Raw genomic sequence first — 18706 nt, 5'->3', positions numbered from 1 at the left:
GCCCGCTTGTGCGAATGCAGGATGAGCACAAGCCCTCTTCGCCGCACCTGCGACGATCCCCGTGGCTGGTTTGGTGAGTACACAACTAGAACAGGCACATCAAAATTCAAAAAGCCACTTCTATTGAGAAGCGGCTTCTTGCGAAAGTACTCTGATAAAATACGGTTCAAGCCTGCGCCCCCATGCCATTATCCGGGGCAGAAACAGGCTTCACGAGCGCCTTCTTCTCCCAGGCCCGGCTTCTCCAGCGAAGCAGCATGATCATGCCGCGCAGCCATTCATCTACCGTGAAAGCGATCCATATCCCAAGCAGCCCCATACCGAAATGAACGCCCAAGGCATACGCAAGCGGCACCGAGACTCCCCACATCGAGAGCACGCCCATCAATACGGGAAAGCGCGCATCCCCGGCAGCCCGCAGCGAATTGATGATGACCATATTGAACGTCCGGCCGGGTTCGAGAATAATGGAAAGGAGAAAAATACCCGCTCCGGCGGCAATGATCTCAGGGTCTTTCGTGAATATGCCGATCAGGTCATGCCGGAACAGCGATGCAATACCGACAATCCCTAGAGTTAACCCAAAGCTGATCCTCACGCTTCTCATGAGTCGCTTGTAGGCCTCTTTCATTTCCCCTGCCCCGACCATTTGTCCGACAATAATTTCCGTACCTGCTCCGATCGCCAGAGCAAGCGCCATAAAATAGTTCGAGATGTTCATGACGTAAACATGGGTATTTAGCGCAGTGATGCCGATCATATTGACGAAACTGATGATCATGAGGTACTGAGACTGCCAGGCGAGATGCTCGCCCGCCGCGGGCAATCCGACGTGCAGAATCTGTTTGACATAGGTGCCGTTCCAGACCACGTAATCTTTAGCATGAATTGGTGCAGGACTCCGGCGATATAGAATGATAAACAGAACGATAATGCCGAGCAAGCGGCTAACGACCGTGGATATGGCCGCTCCCGTCACGCCTAGCTCTGGAAAGCCGAAGTTCCCGAAAATAAGCAGATAGTTTCCTGCAACGTGTACGAGATTGACACCCAGGGTGACAAACATCACGCTTTTGGTGTGTCCGGTCGAACGGATCACTGACGAAACCGCATAAGAAAGCGCCTCGATCCAGATAAAACCGCCAATGATTTTTAAATAATGACTCGCAATTCCGATTTGCTCGGGATTTAACTTCATCAAATGCAAAATAGGCTCTCCATACAGAAACAGAACCAGGCTGACGAGCACCCCGAATATCAGATTTAACGTAATGGCATTGGCCGAAATGCGGCCCGCCTCTCTCTCCCGCCCGGCGCCGATATACTGGGCAACCGCGACGCTAGTGCCGATACCGACAAAGCCGAACATCAGAATGCAGAAATAAATAATTTCGTTGGCTAAACCTACGGCCCCGGTTACCTTATCGGAGATACGGCTTAACATGAACACGTCCACTGTGCCCAGCATCATCCGCAGCACGGAATCGATGAGAATCGGCCAAGTTACAGCAAAAAGACTAAGTTTCTTCCATGATGGAACACGATCGGTTAATGTCACTTTTAACAAGCTCCTACCCTATTTTTTCTCTGTCGCTTTACCTAGTGTAGTGCCCAAAATCCAACAAGTCTATAATTAATTTTTCCTTCTGGATGAGCCGCTCTTAAGACATATGTACATGTTCTTCCCCTACTTTCTATTAAGCAGAGGTCATTGCTTTGCCGCTTTGTCGCTTTATCCCTTAATAACATACTTATAATGCAGCTTTCAACGAACCGCCGACAGGCTATACCTGTCGCCTTTAGCAGACGAAGCAGCAGATCCTTGCGCGGTTCCTGCGCCTTGCGAGCCATTGCCGCCAGCTTCTCCGCCTTGCCCCAGATCGGGTACAGTACCCGCTCAGCCTCGCCATCCGACAGAGTCTCTATATGCTGCACGAATAGCGACAGCTTGTCTTCGGTTTCCAGCTCTGGCTGAATCTTCAGCTTTAGCGAATCGTGGGAGCGCAGCAGGCAGAAAGTCAAGGTAGGAGTCGAGCGTTCCGTTATGCCATAGGTGTCGGCAAAAACAGCTGTGAACTTGTCATGCATCAGCTGATGCTCATCATCCACAAGGTCCATGTAAGCTTCAACAAGCGGAAAATATCGCTCTGACGAAAGCCCTAGCCCGAACACCGTATAACTGCTTGGCATAACGCTTTTTTCGTCTTCCGTATCTTCATACCATTCAAATTCGACCATCGCCTCACGAGCGTACTCCTCCAATAACGGATGCAGCTCGTAATAAGCCAGCGCATTCGCAAAGAAACGGTGCGTGTCCGATTTGGCTAGCCCCTTGATGGGCAAATACTCTCTCACGCTGGATTTTAGCTTGATTTTGTAGCTTTTCGGAAAGTCCTTTCGGAGTAGAGAGAGAATAAACGAAATCGGTATTCATAAACATAACTTCAAGGATACCATGTAATTGACTCCGATTTTCCTTGCTATTTTAATGGGGAGTTGCTTGCGTCTGTACTCTTTAAAGCCTAATTTGCTATATAGTTTCATGGCTGGAATATTAGTATCCGCTACTTCTTCAATCAAATAAGTTTCATAAGGGGTGTGCTCGAGGATATGACGAATCAGTTGGGAGGCAACACCTTGCCCCCTGAATTCTACGGCCGTCCCTACAAATTCAATGGAGCCTGTGCTCGGCGAAAGATGAACGGTCCTTTCAAATTCTTTTTTCAGAAAAATACCTGCCAAAGTGCCTTTAAAATACCCTAAATATTTACGAAGCTCCTTCTTATCCAGTTTAACTGAAAGTGAAGCCCCATCCGTACATGCAGCCATGCCGGCCACTTGCCCCCGGTATAAAGCCACGTAAAATTGATCCAAGACGAACATATGGGCGAACGCTGCAGCAATTCTATCCGGATCCTTAGAGAAAAAAACAAGCCATTGTGCAAATCCCTCTGCAAATATTTCAGAAATCCCCCTTCTTACGTCCGAATCAGCCAGATCGGCTCGAACCACGTTGATCATAACAAGTTCACATCCTTTCCTTCAATAGAAATGCGGTGAGAGTTGACGGCGAGGGCATAACAAAGCTGCTTTTTAGCAATATCTTGATCTGAGCTAACCCCTGTATAGATCCGTAAAAAAGGAGGGCCATCTCCTTCGCATCACCCGACCTGAACTCCCCAAGCTGCTGGCCCCTTCGAATGAGCTGTGCCGTTGAATCCAGCAACGTGATGTTTATCTGGAGGATCTCCTCATGCTGTTTGGAGTCTGTGGCAGTCCCGGCTAATAGCGATTGATTGATAAGGATCAGCAGATGAGCCAGTTCTTCCCCGTTGATCATGTCGGTGTAGACTTCATCGACAAATTGTGTCAATAACTTTGTAGGAGATTGATCGGACTCGAAGAGCGCAATATTTCGCTTCAATCCTTCAATCGCGAAAGCAACCAGCTCGTTAAATAACTGATCCTTCGTTTTGAAATGGCGATATAGCAGCCCTACACTAATGCCTGCTGTATCCGCGATATCTTGAACGTTGGTCGACCCGAAACCTCGAGTAGCAAATAGCTGAATCGCGGCTGATTGGATTTTTTCTCTAGTGGCATTACGCATTTCTTCAAACTGTCCCTTGGTACGCGGCATATGACTAACCTCTTTTAATGAATGAATTTTCACTCATTATAAACACTGGAATTGAAGCCGTCAATTCCCATTTGTAAAATTGGCCTGTCACCCCATCCGAGGGGGTTTTTGTATGAACTGACGCCTTCCGACATAACGGCGAAGAGGACTTTTGCTGCGCAAGCAAAAGTCCCCTTCAGGCAGCGCACTACTTCAGGAGTTTGACCACAACATAAGCGCCAAATTGGGCACCAAGAGTTATGCTAGAATTGTTCCGTGTACTTTTTGAAATTGTCCATAATCGCTTGCCAGCCAGCCTGCTGATGCTCAGCTGGAGCCGTACTATCTGCGTCAAACGTTTCAACGACCTTCGTTTCGTCTCCTTGATCCGTGAAGATGATCTCGACCCTTCTCCCATCTGCCATCGTATATGAGATCAATTCATGCAGCTTCACTTCGTCATATACTCCAGCAAAATCAAACCCCATGCTGCCATCCTTCGCTTCCATTCGGGTCATAAACTTGCCGCCAGCCCGCAGATCATTCTCTGCCCTCGGCGCATGCCAATCCTCGGAAGCTTGATTCCACTTCGTAATATGCTCCGGCCCTGTCCAACAGCTCCATACCTTTTCAATAGGCGCTTGAACAACTGTCTGAACAGTTATCTTTGTCGGATTATTTGTTCCCATTTTAAAAGACACCTCACTTTTGCTTATTGTTTCTCAATGATATAGACGTCATTCGGATTCAAAATTCATCGGTGAATTTGCTCCGGCAGCCCAAATCGGGAAAATAATTTGGCGTTAATAAAAATTTGGACATGGAGTATTTTCCGGTCTCTGACTTCAATCACGTGAATTCCCCAAGGGGTGAGCACAGATGATGCTTCAAGGCTCGGTATATACTGCGCAAAAGCAGGATATCCGCCGTTCACCGTAACCGGTATAAAGCGGGAGCCCTCGCAATGCCAGCGAGTCAATGAGAAAAACTTGCACAAATCATCCTTCCCTCGCACCCACATGGCAAAAGGCGGCATGGACAAACAGCCCTCCTCATGAAATAGTGCGACCAGCGCATCGATATCAAATTGTTCGAAGGCATCCACATACCGTGACAGCAGCTCACGATCAGGTTCATTATCCATCCGGCTGAGCTCGTCGGAACGGAGCCGGGTACGGCTCATCGTCTCCCTGGCTCTTTGCAAAGCGCTATTCACGGCCGCCGGCGACATCCCCAAGGTTTCTGCGATCTGTTTGGAGGACCAGTCGAAAACATCCTTTAATATAAGAACGGCACGTTGGCGCGGCGGTAAGGTTTGTAAAAGTGCGATGAAGCAGATCTGCAGGGTATCTTTGCGAATAAGCACATCTTCGGGATTCTCTCCAAAGTCAGGAGCAAGCCATATCCATGAAGAGTCGGGCAGCGTTTCGCGCGGTTCGACGATGGTGACCGCCGGATCGGACAGATCAACGGGCAGGGTACGGCGTTTGGCTTGTCTCAGTTTGTCCAGGCACAAATTGGAGGCAATTCGATAAATCCATGTTTTGTGGGACGACTCCTGCCTGAATGAATCCCAGCTTTGCCAAACACGGATGTAGGTTTCCTGGACTGCATCGTTTGCGTCCTCGATAGAACCCAACATTCGGTAGCAATACGATGTTAGCCCCGGCTTCAAGCTCTCTAGTAATTGCAGGTCCAACGCCGTCTCGGTCATATTAAACCTCCTTTGGACGGGGGAAATAGTGTGCATTTTGTCATAGTTTAACACAGGAACGTTCGGTGATCATCCTTCGTTTGGGGATGGATTCATCACGCCGCTACACAAAAAAGCGGATACCTTAAGTATCCGCCGCGCAACAGTTTGTTCGAATGGCTGCTTGAATCAAGAATAGCTGATTACCGGAAGTAATTACTCGTAACGCAAGGAATCCACCGGTTCCCACTTCGCCGCTTGGTAGGCGGGAAGCAGGCCAAAGAATATGCCGATGCTCATGGAGAAGAGAACGCCGAGGAGGATCACCTGCCACGAGACAACCGGGGGCATATTACTGATCATCGCGACGGTATATGCTCCGCCTAATCCAAGCCCCACGCCAATCATTCCGCCAATGGTCGTAAGCGCAGCAGATTCAGTGAGAAATTGCGCCAACACCATGCCTCGGGTCGCCCCTAGCGCTTTGCGGATGCCGATCTCCCTTGTCCGTTCTGTAACGGAGACTAGCATAATATTCATCACCCCGATCCCTCCGATAAATAGAGAAATAGCGGCAATTCCGCCGATGATGGCCGTCATGATCGTTGTAATGGAAGAAAGCGCCTCTTTGATCTGCTCCATATTTAATACGTAATACTCGCCAGGCAGCCCTGTACTGGCCGCCTTCTGCGTAAAATAATCCAAGGCTTTCTGGCCGGTCTCTTCCAACAGAGACAGGTCCGAGACTTGGATAATCAAAGATTGATAGTCTCCGTTACCGAACAATGAAGGCCATACGGTTTGCGGCACGAGGAGGCTCTCTTTACTTAACTCCGCCAGCCCGTTTTGTTTAGACGCGAACATACCGATAATAAAGAATGGAATTCCTTCTATTTCAATGATTTCGCCGACGGGATTTTTCTCCTGCCCGAAAGAGCGCGCTGCTTCCTCGCTGATTAATGCCGCTTTCAGGCCGCCCCGCAATTCATTGTCGGTCATAGTTCTCCCGGCGACGATCTCGATGGATTGAAGCTCCTCGAATTGTTCCGAGACGCCGATGATCTGCATCTGCTTGATGGTATCCCCTGCCGTGACTGAGGACATCGCGGAGCTAGTCGGAGTGACCTTGACGATGGATTCGATTCGCTCAAGCTCGAAGACATCTGCTTCGGTGAACGGGGATATTGTAGCGGAGGCGGCAGCGCCGACGACAGCATCCGTGTTCATATGCATAATTTCCAATGTGTTATTCTTGCTGCCTGCAAACTGCTTCTTTAATGCGGCATCTCCACTTTGACCAAGGGATACGATCGTAATAACTGAACCGACACCAATCATAATGCCAAGCATGGTGAGTAAAGAGCGAAGCTTGTGAGCCAGCAGGGAGGAATAAGCCATTTTGATACATTCCCAGACCATTAGCGTAACCCCCGATCTTCAACCAATGCTCCGTCTCTAATGACCAAAATGCGATCTGCGCATTCCGCGATGGCCAGTTCGTGTGTCACGACGATAACCGATGTCCCGACATCGTTCATGACCCGAAACAAATCCATAATTTGTTCTCCAGTCTTGGTATCCAACGCCCCCGTCGGTTCGTCCGCTAACACCAGGTACGGTTCCGTAACCATTGCCCTAGCGATGGCAATTCGTTGCTTCTGGCCGCCGGATAATTGGTTAGGATAATGGTCCTTCCGTTCGATCAGTCCGACGGCTTCCAGCGCTTTGGTTACTATCCGCGCCCGCGAAGAAGCAGAATCGCCTCTGTAGATAAGCGGGAGCTCGATATTCTGGAATGCCGTAAGCCGGGGAAGCAAGTGAAACTGCTGGAATACAAATCCGATATGTGCGTTCCGGAGCTTCGCGCGTTGCTTATCGGTATACTGTTGAACATCAATCTGGTTTAACTTGTAAGTTCCCGATGTCGGTTTATCCAATAACCCCATCAAATGCAGTAATGTTGATTTTCCTGAACCTGACATTCCCATGATCGCTACGAATTCGCCCTTGCCAATTGAAAAGCTGACATCCTTGAGGACATGGAAGTGCCGCTCGTCGACATGATAAATTTTGCTGACATTGTGGAAATTAATCATGAATCTCAACTTCCTCTTCTTCGTCCCAATGATTGGAGGGCTCGAGAAGGATACGATCGCCTTCAAGTATGCCGTCGACGATATCGATATGCTCTCCATTAACATTTCCTGTTGTCACCTCTCGCAATCTTATGCTATCACCTTCCAGGACGTAGACATGAGTCTTGTCTTCTTTCCGGACGATTGCGGAGCTTGGAATTGAAAGAGGCTGTTGCAGCCCGGTCTCCTCAATCCCAATATACACATGGTACCCGGGTAATAAAGAGGAGTTCGGCTCCTCCAAAGTTACGATAAAGGGGTATTTTGAGATTGTTCCTGATTCGCCGCTCTCCGGCTTGTTTGGGATGCTTCCGATATGCTGCAGCTTTCCATTCCATTTGTGATCCGGCAGAGCCTTCGACTTGATCCATACGGATTGGCCGGGACGAACGCGAACGGAATCGAATTCGTTAATCGTACCGCGTATGACGTAACTATCTGAGGTGATATGTACGACTGGGGGAGCGTCGGATGAGCGTGGGTGAGCGTTCACGGCCCTAACGGTGCCGTCAATCGAACTTTTTACGAGCAGGGACGATTCCTTCGCATCCAGTTCTTCCAGATCCATCTCTAACGTTTTCAGTTCAACCTCTGAGAGTTCCACCTGCAATTGCAGATCCTGAAGCTGGCCAATGTTATAGCTTTTTGCCTCGTCAGGTCCTTTCGCTATAACCTCCTCCTTGAACTGTGCTTCCATTTCAGAAATCTGACGACGGTTCATCTCGGTTTGCAGATGTAGTCGTCTCCTCTCTAGCTCAATCTGTCTCTTTTGTTTCGCAATTGATTCGCTGTTATATTCGAATAGGGGGGTACCGATCTTAACGGATTGTCCTTCCGAGACAAGGATGTTCTGGATTTCCCCCAACGTCTTGTCAACGTAAATTAGCTCCTCCTCCTCATATTCAAAAACGCCTGAAATCAATGTCGTCTCTGAAAGGGATTGGCTGGAAACAGTAAAAATGTTATTATTGGAAATAATCGTATTACGCGGAGCTTCCCGGGTTATGATTAAGTAAGTATTGATTAGCAAAAAAAGTATGATTGCCGATGCGAGTATCCATTTTATTTTCATTTCGATTCACCACGGATTATCGAGGCAGCAGGAAAATGACTGCCGTGTTCAGAACGAATACAAGAGCCCAGATGACAAAGGAGGCTAGGAATCCCTTCTTGATGGAACATGCTGTGGCTACAGAGATGCCTAATCCGATTAATGCATAGCTCCATATTTCGAAAATATTCACATTCGCAGCCAATCGAATAAGCGTGCCGTCTGTCGTGAATTGCGATACAAGGAGGCCAAGGCTGCCGATAGCAATTTGCGCTTCCTCGTTCTGGAGCTGGTCTGGGTTAAAGAAGGGAAATTGCAGGATTTTTCCGATGATTTGAGGAACTTGGGATAACAGGATGATTGCGCCAAGCGCCTTTCCTCCGAGTGGCAGCTTCATAAATTTGACCACCGCAAGTTGTAATAAGTACACGATAAACAGCATAAAAAAATACCATAGCGATGAGAACAAAACAATCAAAAACTTAATCAAATTTAACACGGCCGCTGGCATTTGCACATCATTTTGATTCAGAAGCCCTTGCATTTCGCTAGTCTCTAGTAAGCCTTCGGAAACGAAAAACGTGATCCCGATATGGGCTGTCAACAGAATAAAAATTAGCCATCTAAGCTTCGGAGACTGACCAAGCGCACGAAAAGTATTCGTAGGTGCATAAAGAATCGTAAGGAGATGAGAGAGCTTCGTCTGCTTCTGATTCGTATTCACAACAACTAATTGACCGTTCTCCATTGGAACTTCACCTCCATTTTTATAACTTTGATGTGATCAATCCTTCCACAAGCGCCGCACAGATTAACAGTGAGCACATCACAAGGATGCTCTTAAGGTAATACACCCATGGACGGTGCTTATGAATATAGAAGGTAATCCCTTGAAATCCTACGAATCCGGCAATAATTAATGCCGGGATTTCAAATATGCCGTGCGGGACGATCTTCAGAGCTAGCTCGAACGCGGAAACTCCGTCCATATAACGGCTGGTCAAGCTTGCCCCAAACCAGAACCCGTTAAGAAATAGGATGATGATCGTCGGGAGTGACAAGGAAAACAAGCCAGAAATCAACAAAGCGCTTGTAAACAAGTTTTGGTACAATATAGGGAGCACGCTATTGTCCAGATGATCGATTTGCCGGGAGACCACAGAGGAAGGCCCAATCTCGTTAGACATTCCACTTACGAAAGCCCATCCGGCGAAATACGAAAATAGAAGCCAGCCTGCCGAAGCCAAAAGAAACCACCGATTGCGGTGAAGGTAATTTCGCATATATTTCCATCCCTTAATTTAGGTGAATGGGATAAGGGTGGCACCCCTTATCCCATAGATGAAAGCTAACGTATTTACCAGGCGATAGCTGCCTTGGTACCGTTCTTCTTGACGAACTCTTTTACAACTAGAATGAGACCTGCACTAAGACCTGCGCTTGCAAAAATGGATGCAAGGGCAATGACCGTAGAACCAACATTAATCGCGTTGACGATGACCGTAGCCCAGGCTGTGGAAATGCCTGTGTATGCAGTCAAATCAGCAATGATAAGCTCCAGCATAATTTATCACCTCCTTTCCAGCAGCCCTAGTTTCGTACAAGGGCTCGCTTCACTTTTTGAAACCGATTAAGACAAGCATCATGCCAAGACTTACCGTAACAACAGCCGTTAGAAGCCAGTTCCCAAAGTACAAATGATACAGAAGCGGAGGGGCTCCGAACAAAATAACCATGATGCGCATAAGATTTTTTGATGGTTTCATATTCACCTAATTCCTTTTTGCGCAGTCTCGCTCGATTGTAGCTGGGACAAGAAGTACGATTCGATCGAATCGTTGTCTTGCAAAATCTCGGGCAGCGTTCGCCGGTCCACAATACTTCCTTCGTTTATAAAAATCGCCCCATCGCAGAACGACTTTACAATATCCAACTGATGCGTAGAGAGAAGAATCGAGTTCCCGCCCTTTACGTATTCGCGTAATATCTCCCGAATAAGGATAGAGTTCACAGGATCTAAGCCCGAGATATACTCGTCCAGCAGCAGGAGTGGGGAGCGCCGCAGCATTGCGCATAGCAATGCGAGTTTCTTGCGGTTTCCTAACGAGTAGTGGAGTATCTGCTTATTGTACTCCGTTTGAAATCGGAAACGTTCGATCTCGTCCTCCACCTTCTTGGCAGGAACATCCACCGCGAACAAGTCCATAAAGAAGCGAATGTACTCTTTGCCGGTTAATTCATCGTATAATAACGGGTTATCGGGAATGAACGTCATCATTTGCTTCGCGACTTTTCTTTGTTCGGTTAAGGAAACGCCCCTAACGAGAACCTCCCCGGAGGTTGGCTTTACAAGACCCGCAGCAATCTTCAACGTAGTAGTCTTCCCTGCTCCATTCGGACCTAAGAAACCAATAATCGACCCGGGGAGGATATCGAAGCTAACATCCGAAAGTATGATCTTCTCCTCCGCCCGTTTGGAAATCTTGGATAAGGATAAAATTGTTGCTATGAAAATCACCGCCTACTTCAAATGAAGATCGTTGATGTCAATCCAACGGTGCAATTTGGCCTTCATCAAACGCAAACCAATTGCCGCAACTCCGAACATAAGACCGGGAATTACGATGTATTGCAGGCTGACGAACCAGGAGAACTCAATATAGTCCGCCATGTATAGGATTAACGGCAACAGCGCGACAGGGAGAATGACCCCGAGTACAATATAGTGCGTGATCCCCCTGATAACTTCCTTTTCGGGATAATCTTGAATTTGTTCCGGGTTCAAATAATCAAATCTTGGGTGGATTACACTAGGAATATGGCAGATTAACGTAAAGCACCAAACATAGATGGCCTGGACCGGCAGGAGCAGCAGGAGTAGTATCGAGAACTTCCCCGATAGCAAAATAACCACCAACTGTCCAAATGCAAAGATGGGCCAAGCGAGCAGCTTGTGAATGCTCCACTGCTGCTGCAATTCATTCCAGAGCGTTCTCTCTGCCATGAGGTCAAGGATGATACGTTCGCCGCTTGCTTCTAGTGAAATCTTGCCTGATAGAGAGCTATATAACTCGAACGATAAGAAGTACATAATCATGAACGACATAAAGCTCAAGACAGCGTATTCAATCTTGTCAACATTGACTCTGCTCAGCATCCCGGAGAATATGCCGATCAGGATCCAGAATCCTATGCCGCCGAATAGAGCCTGGAGATTTCTAAGAGTATAACTGCTACGGCAAAGTACTTTGATTCGCGCGGATAACAATCCTGCGTCCTTCGCCGGTACAATCGAATGCAACTTTCCATACAAGGTTTCCAATATTTTGTTGAATGCTATTTGCCGATTTCGGCGTGAGAAAGCGTTTAGTCTTGTCCCAGTAATAGCACCGCCGAATACAATCGCCCAAAGAATCAGCCAACCGGATGCTTGGAGCATAAACAGATCGGCCAATGCAACATGAGGCCACCAACTTTCCAGCAGAAAGCGCAAAACATGCTGAACTTCCTCCATGAACAGTTTCGAGCCTTCCCGCTGCCATGTCTCCAAAGCTTGCACATCCAATTCTCTCTGAATGAGAGGGAAGGTATTTACCCATGGAGCCGCGATTCTTCCAGCTATGGTGCAGAGCGCCACGATAACCGTTCGGGCGATGATTGCCCCGGCCATCGTTCCAACGAGTGCAGCCCGACTCCGGTCTCTTGTCTTAAGGATTCCGGAATATAACGCTGCAATTCCCTGAGTGAGAATTGTAAATACCAGAAACGACAAGGCAAGAATCCAAATGGCATGGAGAGGTGGAATGCGCGTTGTCCATACAATGGCGGCCAGTACCGGAAGCAAGAATGAAATCCACTGTTTGGCATCCCATAGAATATGCTCAAGGCGAAGGAGCAAATGTTTGATCTGCTCTGAGAACCACACATTCTGCAATAAGAAGTCATCTTGCGTATTGAGTTCCCACTTTGCCGATTTAATCCCGCTCAAAGTGGAGACCGCGATCATTAGGAAACTAACTATCGCCCATATCAAATGCAGATGATCGATGCCGCCTTCATTCGGGTTCATATATTTGCTTGTCAGGAATGCGGTTCCCCAAAAGTAGGCAACCATTTTAATGAGTTCCCATAGGAGCATCAGGAAGAATAACCGTGCTCTGCTTTTCCACTCGTTCCTCCAACGAATATACAATCTCCATTTGAGCCATCGAGTTAAATATGGAATGTGTCACCACCCCCTTACGTTGTGGCCCCAGGCATCGTTTGCATATAAATATATCTTAATATGGAATATTATTACATAGGATGAATGTACCAAATTTCTACAATATACCCATATAATCTCACCAGCTTCTTCGTTCTGGGGTAGGAGATTTCCCCCTCATTTTGGACAACAAAAAACCCTCATCCTTAAAGGGACGAGAGCGGCTCACATGGTACCACCCCATTTTTAGCGAATGCCTCAAGACATTCACCTCTTTTAGGTATAACGTTGTATAATCCTATCTATCCACGAAGTCTAAGTGATTTGGATTTTACATCGAAATAGGCAGCAAAGCCAAGCGAAATTCCCCAGACAAGGAACAGTGCATACCACACATATCCCCATGCCGCCATCGGGCTTGCATCCTGTTCTGCAAAAGAGGGAGCGGAAACGACACGTCCGATCGCCATCTCTCAATTTGTTCTGTAAGATAGTCGCTCACCTGTTTCACCCCCATTTACAAAACCCAGCTTTTCAGCCGTATTAATGGCCGAATAATGATTGTTCGTTGAACGAGAAACCCATGCAGACCGAGAAGGAGAAAACAGATAAAACCGTTTTAATTCTTTTTTATCTGTTTCTGGCATTGATAATTGAAAAATACATATTGATCATTATTGTGATATAGACAAATGTCAAACCTATTAAAATTCCGATAGCCTTAATTTTTGGATCAATAGAAGAAAACGCTAAACTAAAAGCAGCTATACCCATATATGATAACAACTGCCGGAATAATGAAAAATTTCATCTTATTTTCTACTTTTACAACCATGTATGACAACCACATCCAGTACATTGTTCCCACATATATCCACCCTCATCTTCACACATTTCAGCAACTTCTTTTTTTCCTGTTTCTGAGCAAATTATTTCTCTCTGGTCATAAATATGAACAAATTGCTCTTGTTCCATAATAGTCTCCTTGGTTTATTTGTTAATAAATAGTTTTATTTACTCTATATTGGTATTATGGTAATATAACCATTGAATTAAAATATAAGGAGATGATTCTATGAAAAAAATCTTCTCAGCTATTTCTGCAACTATTCTTACTGCTTCTCTGTTAGTCATCCCTGTATCTGCTGAACAGGCAACCACACAAAATAGCAGTACCAAAGGAGTGGTACAGTTAGGCGGTTACTGCCCAACATGTAACGCGGTTGGCATTCCTTATCCAAAAAAAGATTATAAAAGAAGCGATTTTAATGGAACCAGTATTCAATACCAAGGCTCCACCTATTATTTTTCATTCATTGATGACAATTTGACTACAGATACACATTGGTGGACAGTTTGGATTAAATAATATAAATATTTCATCTGAGAGAGCTTATAGAGGCTCTCTCTTATTTTTCTAATTTAATAATCGAATCTACTCTCTAATTCAGCTACATTTCTCTTTTTAAATGAAATACTGTTTTCATCGACTAGTATAAACAATATACATATCATCAAATGATCTTGCTTCCTCAATGTGGGATGGTTTTTGCTCTAGACGTTTCAAGCTACCATCAAACATCGAATTACAGTCCAAATCTAAATCCTCCCATAAACCAATAACCAATGAGTCGTGTTAATAATTCGTCTGGCACCTTTGCAAAATTTCCCGGGAAGCCAAAAGAAATTCCCAAACCCCACCAAAAGTGCGGAAGTGCATATAATAACCCGCAGATGAACGCCATATACCCTGCCCAGTTCCGTTTTTTAACGTTCATTTTCATCACCTCAACCGCAATCTTAACATCCTTAGGTTCGCTTTAAGGCGCACTCAAGTTTAATCTTTGTTTAATTTTATGTGCTGGTTTTCCGGACGTGTTGAATCTCATTCCACTTCTCCTTCAAAGCCTTTAAATCTTCTACGAAGAACCTTAGTAGATTGGGTCGTCTTCTTACTGCCAGCGGGTGATAGGTGAAGCTGATAGGCGTACCCTGAAACTCCTGCCAACTGCCTCGTAATTCCTTAACACTGGCACTCTCCTTATCCGGGAATAAGCCTTCCACCACGACATTTCCAAATCCAAATAGTACAAGCGGCTGCTTCTGAAAGATCTGCATCTCTAAATGAGGAAGACACGCGGCTCTAGTGTCAGGCTTATTATAGGCACGCATCGGTCGGCGTTTTAGCAAATAGGTGACATAAACCTCATTTACTTCTATCCCTGCCTCTCTCATGCCGAGTTGGAGCGTTTCTCGGGTACCACACAGAAATGAATTTCCTTGCCGATCCTCCCGGGCTCCGGGATTATCCAGAATCATCATAAGCGAAGCTCTCGGATTTCCTTCACCCCAGATGAGACGATTCCGCTGCTTGGATAGTTCGCACAATTCACAGTGCTCTATACCTTTGGGCGCTTGTTCTTCAGGTAAGATTACAAAGGGATGATCCATCACTTGTCATATAGCTCCTTCCTATCACACACCATGGATCTATTATGCCCGCCCGCAGCAAAAACTTTCCATTCCTTATGGTACGGTTCCCCCTCCCCAAGGCTGTAACAGCAAATTTTAAGGCCATCCTGTTTCAGGATGGCCTTTTTATAAAACTAAATCGTCCGTACCTCATACTCAAAGGGTTCTTCACACGAGTAAATTTCATGGAAAAAACCCATGTAGGGAATATCATCTTCCAGGCATTTTATGCGATATGACAAGTCTTCATCACACTCCGGCTCTTCGCCATTGTTCCGCATAACCTCGAACGCATCGTTAATACTCTCCATAAGGGATACTTGGATAAATAGGGGTAATTTTTCTAGCATTGAACACTCGATACTTGTCTCAGTTCTGTATCCCGCAAGGACGGTTTCAAAATAATCATCCATGAACTTTTTTCGTTTATCGGCATCTGGTTCAAATTGTATCCAGCCCACTCCGTGTGTCCAAAGACCCGCTAGGTCAAACATATACCAGCAGTAACATGAATTATCGAAATCGTATACCATTATCTGACCTGTATCAAAATCTATCGAATAATTCCCATCGTTGTAATCAAAATGGACCATACCAAAGGATTCGAGGTTCCTGTCCAACCCATCTAAGGCTTCTAGGAGCTCTAACAGCTTCTCCTTCAGCAATGGTAGCGAGCCGGGGATCAGTTTCTCGATATAGTCAGCATTGTACTTGTCAAAAAAACTAGACCGGCGATGAACAGGTTGGTATCCTTTCGATATCTGATGCAGTTTCCCCAGGACTTTACCACAATTGTAGTAATACTCGGTAATTGGAACGCCTTCCCGATACTGATAATGATTTTCTACGAGCAATTTTCCCCTTGCTTTCTTAAACAGACAGATAAAGAAGGTATGATTATTATGGGTGATCTCTTCCAGCAAATTCCCCTTCCGAGAGCTGACAACATCCGAGACACTTCCGCCATGCTCGAACAAATACCTGACATATTCCACTTCGGCCAGAAAATCCCCCCGGCTCCTGTCAGGCAAGAAAGCAATTCGGAGTATTGCGTCGTCACCCTCTTTCTCACAGGTATATACGACGTTCCGTCCTCCGTCATGTGCCGGTATCAGCTGAAATTCATAACCTTCCAATCCGTACAGCTCTGTTACTAATGAAAGTAAATAGGCATCACTGATTTTAACAACTTCGCAATGATTTATAAATATCTCCTCCAGTCAAATATTTCACAACGACTTCCCGCATTGAATGATAATCACCTTATTTAGCATTGAAACATCCTCCTCTAAGCTACTTCTCCATATTTTAGTTAAGGACTCCACCAAATTCTAGGGAAACTTTAAATATAATAAAGCGTTTTTACAAAACGATTACCGTATCAACCAAGTTATTTTGTGATGTGGCCTTCGTAAAATAATACTTTTCATTTGGAATAAGTCTCTGGCTTACGCGGGTACGGTTCTCCAATTTAATACAGGTAAGCATACAATAAGTCATCTCTCGGCGCCTTTACGATGAATACTCCAGCAGCACAGTCATTTCATACCGCATCTATACATCTCTCTCAAATAAACTTAGGGATATTTATAGCCAACCGGGAGTCGAAGCGCATTAAATGGCTTACGGTTGAATCTAAATCTAGTCCACTTCCCTCACTGGTTTCACGAAGACGGTTCGAAAAGCCTGCGCACCTTTCCAAATTTCTAACGGTTGCCACAGCTGTTAATCTGGTGAAAACGAACACATCGATGTTCTAACAGTTGGAATCCACGTTATATGTGCCGAATTCAATTCAACATATTAAAAACGTTAAAATAGCAGCATCTACAACCGTTAGATTCTTAAAAAGTGAAAAATCGGCCGATTAACAGCCATGGCAACCGTTAGTACTAAGGGGTATTGTTCGATCCTGTCCACCTTCGCGCAATCTGCCCACTAGGTCGTCATCGTTTCGATGAAGTGATTCAGAACACAGGTGCTACGAATATCGTACGACTGAAAAATGGAACTGCGGCTGCAGCAACGAGTATGTAGAAGAAGTGGATTTTTCTGAGCCAGGTATTCATGCGCATCCATCCTTACGACGACTACGTTAATTCAATCAAGTGCCCGTATAATATACTCGAAAAATCATACTAAATTGCCCTTCAAACGTTTACTCTATGGTTTCTATATGAAAATTCATACACATTTGCTCAAATTGACAAAAAAATAACGATTCAGTATGAATTTTCAAACAGAATCGCTGATAACGCAAAATTCGTATCGATGTTGTTCTCTATGATTCCGCCGTAATCCCCCACGATTTACCGGTAGTAATGCAACTATCGTTCCGTATACTCCACCTGCGGGCTTACCCTACGGAGTTCGGAGACTTGCCCACTCTGGCCGGTCCGGAGAAAAAGCTCATCTCCGCAGGCGAAGCGCAACACGTTTTGGAAAGGATTCAGGCAATTTACCAACGTGAATTTTTACTACGAAATTGAAGTCTAACGGCTGTATAAATCACTGCCTTCTTCGCTTAGCAACTAATAGCGTAACTTATAATAAGGTTAATCTCGTTATCGATTCTTTATTTCTGTGAGAATCATATCCCATAGCACGACATTCGTATTCGGCTTATCGTTTTCATTCCTAATCGTTATGGTAAGCTCTTTCGCCCCATACACGTCCATTTCAAAATAACTGGCGTTTTCGCTGCTGACGATCCTCTCGCTGACCTCGCCGTCCAAGGCGATGATCACCGTACTTTCACCCTGAGGGATGGCGTCCGGAACGCCCATGTTGCCAGAGAAGGTCAAATACTTCCCATCCAACGCGTACGTTACACTCGTTGATCCCGGGTTCTCTCTGCTCAACAAATTCACCTGAGGCTCCATTTGATGGCCCCCGACTTCAAATCCAGCGGGGCTGGGGTCCCAGGAGATCAAACCTTCCTTTACCGGAAGACTGTCGATCCCGACCTCTCTGCCTGCCTCGACGCTTGTTGCCTTCGCAATCCAATGATTTATCCCCTGGACTGCAATGATCGTTCCGAGCGAGAACAGAGCCGCCGCGGCGAAGATCATCCCTATTCCCTTCAAGGTATCCTTCGTGCGAGGCACCCATCTCTGCGCCATATACCCAACGACACCCCCTAGCACATTTGTGAGAATGTCGTCAATATCGAAGCTTCCCAGCCCGGTCGCCCATTGCAATGCTTCAAGAATCGAGATCGTAACGAGAAACAACCCTAAGAACCGGAGAAACCGGACCGATGCCACCCGCGGAACGAACATCCCATAGGGCAGGAACGCCGCAAAATTCGCAAAGTTATAAAACCAAAACCAGGTCACGTTACCCGTTGGTAAAGATAGTGAAATACCGTCCGGGATCAGATTATACCTATTCGCCCCATCGTGGATGCTATTGATCCGGTCAAAGCCGAAATACAGAAAATATAACATAAGTGCGGTATAAGCAGTTAGTCCGATAATCGTTGCGGTTCGAGCTTTTCCTACAATTATATAGACCTCTTTTCTAGCACTTG

Annotated in this window: 21 protein-coding genes; 1 reads left to right on the top strand and 20 read right to left on the bottom strand. The window is 46.0% G+C overall.

Annotated features, from left to right (window positions below):
• Positions 1 to 166: 166 nt before the first annotated feature.
• From GNP95_RS22570 to GNP95_RS22490, 17 genes are all read right to left on the bottom strand, one after another.
• Positions 167 to 1558, bottom strand: a complete 1392-nt coding sequence (locus GNP95_RS22570) for an MATE family efflux transporter (protein WP_330163578.1) — start codon at positions 1556 to 1558, stop codon at positions 167 to 169.
• A gap of 41 nt (positions 1559 to 1599) precedes the next feature.
• A complete protein-coding gene (locus GNP95_RS22565) occupies positions 1600 to 2415 on the bottom strand; it encodes a DUF6138 family protein (RefSeq protein ID WP_330163590.1) in 816 nt (271 codons plus the stop codon).
• A 15-nt stretch (positions 2416 to 2430) separates the two neighbouring features.
• Positions 2431 to 3021 (bottom strand): GNAT family N-acetyltransferase, encoded by a 591-nt coding sequence (locus GNP95_RS22560; protein ID WP_155613089.1) that lies wholly within the window; start codon positions 3019 to 3021, stop codon positions 2431 to 2433.
• Between the two features lie 7 nt (positions 3022 to 3028).
• Positions 3029 to 3640 (bottom strand): TetR/AcrR family transcriptional regulator, encoded by a 612-nt coding sequence (locus tag GNP95_RS22555; protein WP_155613088.1) that lies wholly within the window; start codon positions 3638 to 3640, stop codon positions 3029 to 3031.
• Positions 3641 to 3882: 242 nt separating this feature from the next.
• Positions 3883 to 4308, bottom strand: coding sequence for an SRPBCC family protein (locus GNP95_RS22550; protein WP_155613087.1), 426 nt, complete (start codon positions 4306 to 4308; stop codon positions 3883 to 3885).
• A gap of 65 nt (positions 4309 to 4373) precedes the next feature.
• Positions 4374 to 5333, bottom strand: a complete 960-nt coding sequence (locus tag GNP95_RS22545) for a sigma-70 family RNA polymerase sigma factor (RefSeq protein WP_155613086.1) — start codon at positions 5331 to 5333, stop codon at positions 4374 to 4376.
• Between the two features lie 195 nt (positions 5334 to 5528).
• Entirely contained in the window at positions 5529 to 6731 is a 1203-nt protein-coding gene (locus GNP95_RS22540) for an ABC transporter permease (protein WP_155613085.1), read from the bottom strand.
• Positions 6731 to 7408 (bottom strand): ABC transporter ATP-binding protein, encoded by a 678-nt coding sequence (locus GNP95_RS22535; RefSeq protein ID WP_155613084.1) that lies wholly within the window; start codon positions 7406 to 7408, stop codon positions 6731 to 6733. The genes GNP95_RS22540 and GNP95_RS22535 overlap by 1 nt, the downstream gene beginning before the upstream one ends.
• Positions 7401 to 8477 (bottom strand): efflux RND transporter periplasmic adaptor subunit, encoded by a 1077-nt coding sequence (locus GNP95_RS22530; protein ID WP_230873960.1) that lies wholly within the window; start codon positions 8475 to 8477, stop codon positions 7401 to 7403. Before GNP95_RS22530 ends, GNP95_RS22535 begins: the two co-directional genes overlap by 8 nt.
• Positions 8478 to 8535: 58 nt before the next feature.
• Positions 8536 to 9246 (bottom strand): YIP1 family protein, encoded by a 711-nt coding sequence (locus tag GNP95_RS22525; protein ID WP_155613082.1) that lies wholly within the window; start codon positions 9244 to 9246, stop codon positions 8536 to 8538.
• Positions 9247 to 9265: 19 nt separating this feature from the next.
• Positions 9266 to 9781, bottom strand: coding sequence for a stage II sporulation protein M (locus GNP95_RS22520; protein WP_155613081.1), 516 nt, complete (start codon positions 9779 to 9781; stop codon positions 9266 to 9268).
• A gap of 74 nt (positions 9782 to 9855) precedes the next feature.
• Complete coding sequence (locus tag GNP95_RS22515) at positions 9856 to 10062, bottom strand: circular bacteriocin, circularin A/uberolysin family (RefSeq protein WP_230873959.1); 207 nt, start codon at positions 10060 to 10062, stop codon at positions 9856 to 9858.
• 49 nt (positions 10063 to 10111) lie between these two features.
• Positions 10112 to 10264 carry a hypothetical protein gene (locus GNP95_RS22510; RefSeq protein WP_155613080.1) on the bottom strand — a complete coding sequence of 51 codons (153 nt, stop codon included), beginning with the start codon at positions 10262 to 10264 and terminating at the stop codon, positions 10112 to 10114.
• Positions 10265 to 10266: 2 nt separating this feature from the next.
• Entirely contained in the window at positions 10267 to 11016 is a 750-nt protein-coding gene (locus tag GNP95_RS22505; RefSeq protein ID WP_155613079.1) for an ABC transporter ATP-binding protein, read from the bottom strand.
• Between the two features lie 3 nt (positions 11017 to 11019).
• On the bottom strand, positions 11020 to 12636 hold the full coding sequence (locus GNP95_RS22500) for a hypothetical protein (protein ID WP_196427290.1): 1617 nt from the start codon (positions 12634 to 12636) through the stop codon (positions 11020 to 11022).
• Positions 12637 to 13004: 368 nt separating this feature from the next.
• A complete protein-coding gene (locus GNP95_RS22495) occupies positions 13005 to 13172 on the bottom strand; it encodes a hypothetical protein (protein ID WP_230873958.1) in 168 nt (55 codons plus the stop codon).
• Positions 13173 to 13527: 355 nt separating this feature from the next.
• Positions 13528 to 13677 (bottom strand): hypothetical protein, encoded by a 150-nt coding sequence (locus GNP95_RS22490; protein ID WP_155613077.1) that lies wholly within the window; start codon positions 13675 to 13677, stop codon positions 13528 to 13530.
• A gap of 100 nt (positions 13678 to 13777) precedes the next feature.
• Between GNP95_RS22490 and GNP95_RS22485 the strand changes: the two genes are divergently transcribed.
• Positions 13778 to 14071 carry a hypothetical protein gene (locus tag GNP95_RS22485; protein WP_155613076.1) on the top strand — a complete coding sequence of 98 codons (294 nt, stop codon included), beginning with the start codon at positions 13778 to 13780 and terminating at the stop codon, positions 14069 to 14071.
• A 485-nt stretch (positions 14072 to 14556) separates the two neighbouring features.
• Here GNP95_RS22485 and GNP95_RS22480 read toward each other — a convergent pair whose 3' ends face one another.
• The 3 genes from GNP95_RS22480 to GNP95_RS26630 all read right to left on the bottom strand — a co-directional run bounded on the left by GNP95_RS22480 (position 14557) and on the right by GNP95_RS26630 (position 18650).
• Positions 14557 to 15153 (bottom strand): uracil-DNA glycosylase, encoded by a 597-nt coding sequence (locus tag GNP95_RS22480; RefSeq protein WP_155613141.1) that lies wholly within the window; start codon positions 15151 to 15153, stop codon positions 14557 to 14559.
• Between the two features lie 155 nt (positions 15154 to 15308).
• A complete protein-coding gene (locus GNP95_RS22475; protein ID WP_413773772.1) occupies positions 15309 to 16379 on the bottom strand; it encodes a phosphotransferase enzyme family protein in 1071 nt (356 codons plus the stop codon).
• 1359 nt (positions 16380 to 17738) lie between these two features.
• Complete coding sequence (locus GNP95_RS26630) at positions 17739 to 18650, bottom strand: VanZ family protein (RefSeq protein WP_330163588.1); 912 nt, start codon at positions 18648 to 18650, stop codon at positions 17739 to 17741.
• Between the last annotated feature and the right edge of the window lie 56 nt (positions 18651 to 18706).

This window comes from Paenibacillus woosongensis (genome assembly GCF_009725165.1).
In the GTDB taxonomy this organism is placed as follows: domain Bacteria; phylum Bacillota; class Bacilli; order Paenibacillales; family Paenibacillaceae; genus Fontibacillus; species Fontibacillus woosongensis.
This window is presented reverse-complemented; position numbering and strand designations above follow the sequence as displayed.

Coding starts and splice junctions, on each gene's coding strand:
- GNP95_RS22490 (WP_155613077.1), bottom strand. CDS start 13,677: ATGGAACAAGAGCAATTTGTTCATATTTATGACCAGAGAGAAATAATT.
- GNP95_RS22480 (WP_155613141.1), bottom strand. CDS start 15,153: ATGGATCATCCCTTTGTAATCTTACCTGAAGAACAAGCGCCCAAAGGT.
- GNP95_RS22555 (WP_155613088.1), bottom strand. CDS start 3,640: ATGCCGCGTACCAAGGGACAGTTTGAAGAAATGCGTAATGCCACTAGA.
- GNP95_RS22525 (WP_155613082.1), bottom strand. CDS start 9,246: ATGGAGAACGGTCAATTAGTTGTTGTGAATACGAATCAGAAGCAGACG.
- GNP95_RS22485 (WP_155613076.1), top strand. CDS start 13,778: ATGAAAAAAATCTTCTCAGCTATTTCTGCAACTATTCTTACTGCTTCT.
- GNP95_RS22550 (WP_155613087.1), bottom strand. CDS start 4,308: ATGGGAACAAATAATCCGACAAAGATAACTGTTCAGACAGTTGTTCAA.
- GNP95_RS22515 (WP_230873959.1), bottom strand. CDS start 10,062: ATGCTGGAGCTTATCATTGCTGATTTGACTGCATACACAGGCATTTCC.
- GNP95_RS22510 (WP_155613080.1), bottom strand. CDS start 10,264: ATGAAACCATCAAAAAATCTTATGCGCATCATGGTTATTTTGTTCGGA.
- GNP95_RS22545 (WP_155613086.1), bottom strand. CDS start 5,333: ATGACCGAGACGGCGTTGGACCTGCAATTACTAGAGAGCTTGAAGCCG.
- GNP95_RS22535 (WP_155613084.1), bottom strand. CDS start 7,408: ATGATTAATTTCCACAATGTCAGCAAAATTTATCATGTCGACGAGCGG.
- GNP95_RS22520 (WP_155613081.1), bottom strand. CDS start 9,781: ATGCGAAATTACCTTCACCGCAATCGGTGGTTTCTTTTGGCTTCGGCA.
- GNP95_RS22495 (WP_230873958.1), bottom strand. CDS start 13,172: ATGGCGATCGGACGTGTCGTTTCCGCTCCCTCTTTTGCAGAACAGGAT.
- GNP95_RS22540 (WP_155613085.1), bottom strand. CDS start 6,731: ATGGTCTGGGAATGTATCAAAATGGCTTATTCCTCCCTGCTGGCTCAC.
- GNP95_RS22560 (WP_155613089.1), bottom strand. CDS start 3,021: ATGATCAACGTGGTTCGAGCCGATCTGGCTGATTCGGACGTAAGAAGG.
- GNP95_RS22500 (WP_196427290.1), bottom strand. CDS start 12,636: ATGCTCCTATGGGAACTCATTAAAATGGTTGCCTACTTTTGGGGAACC.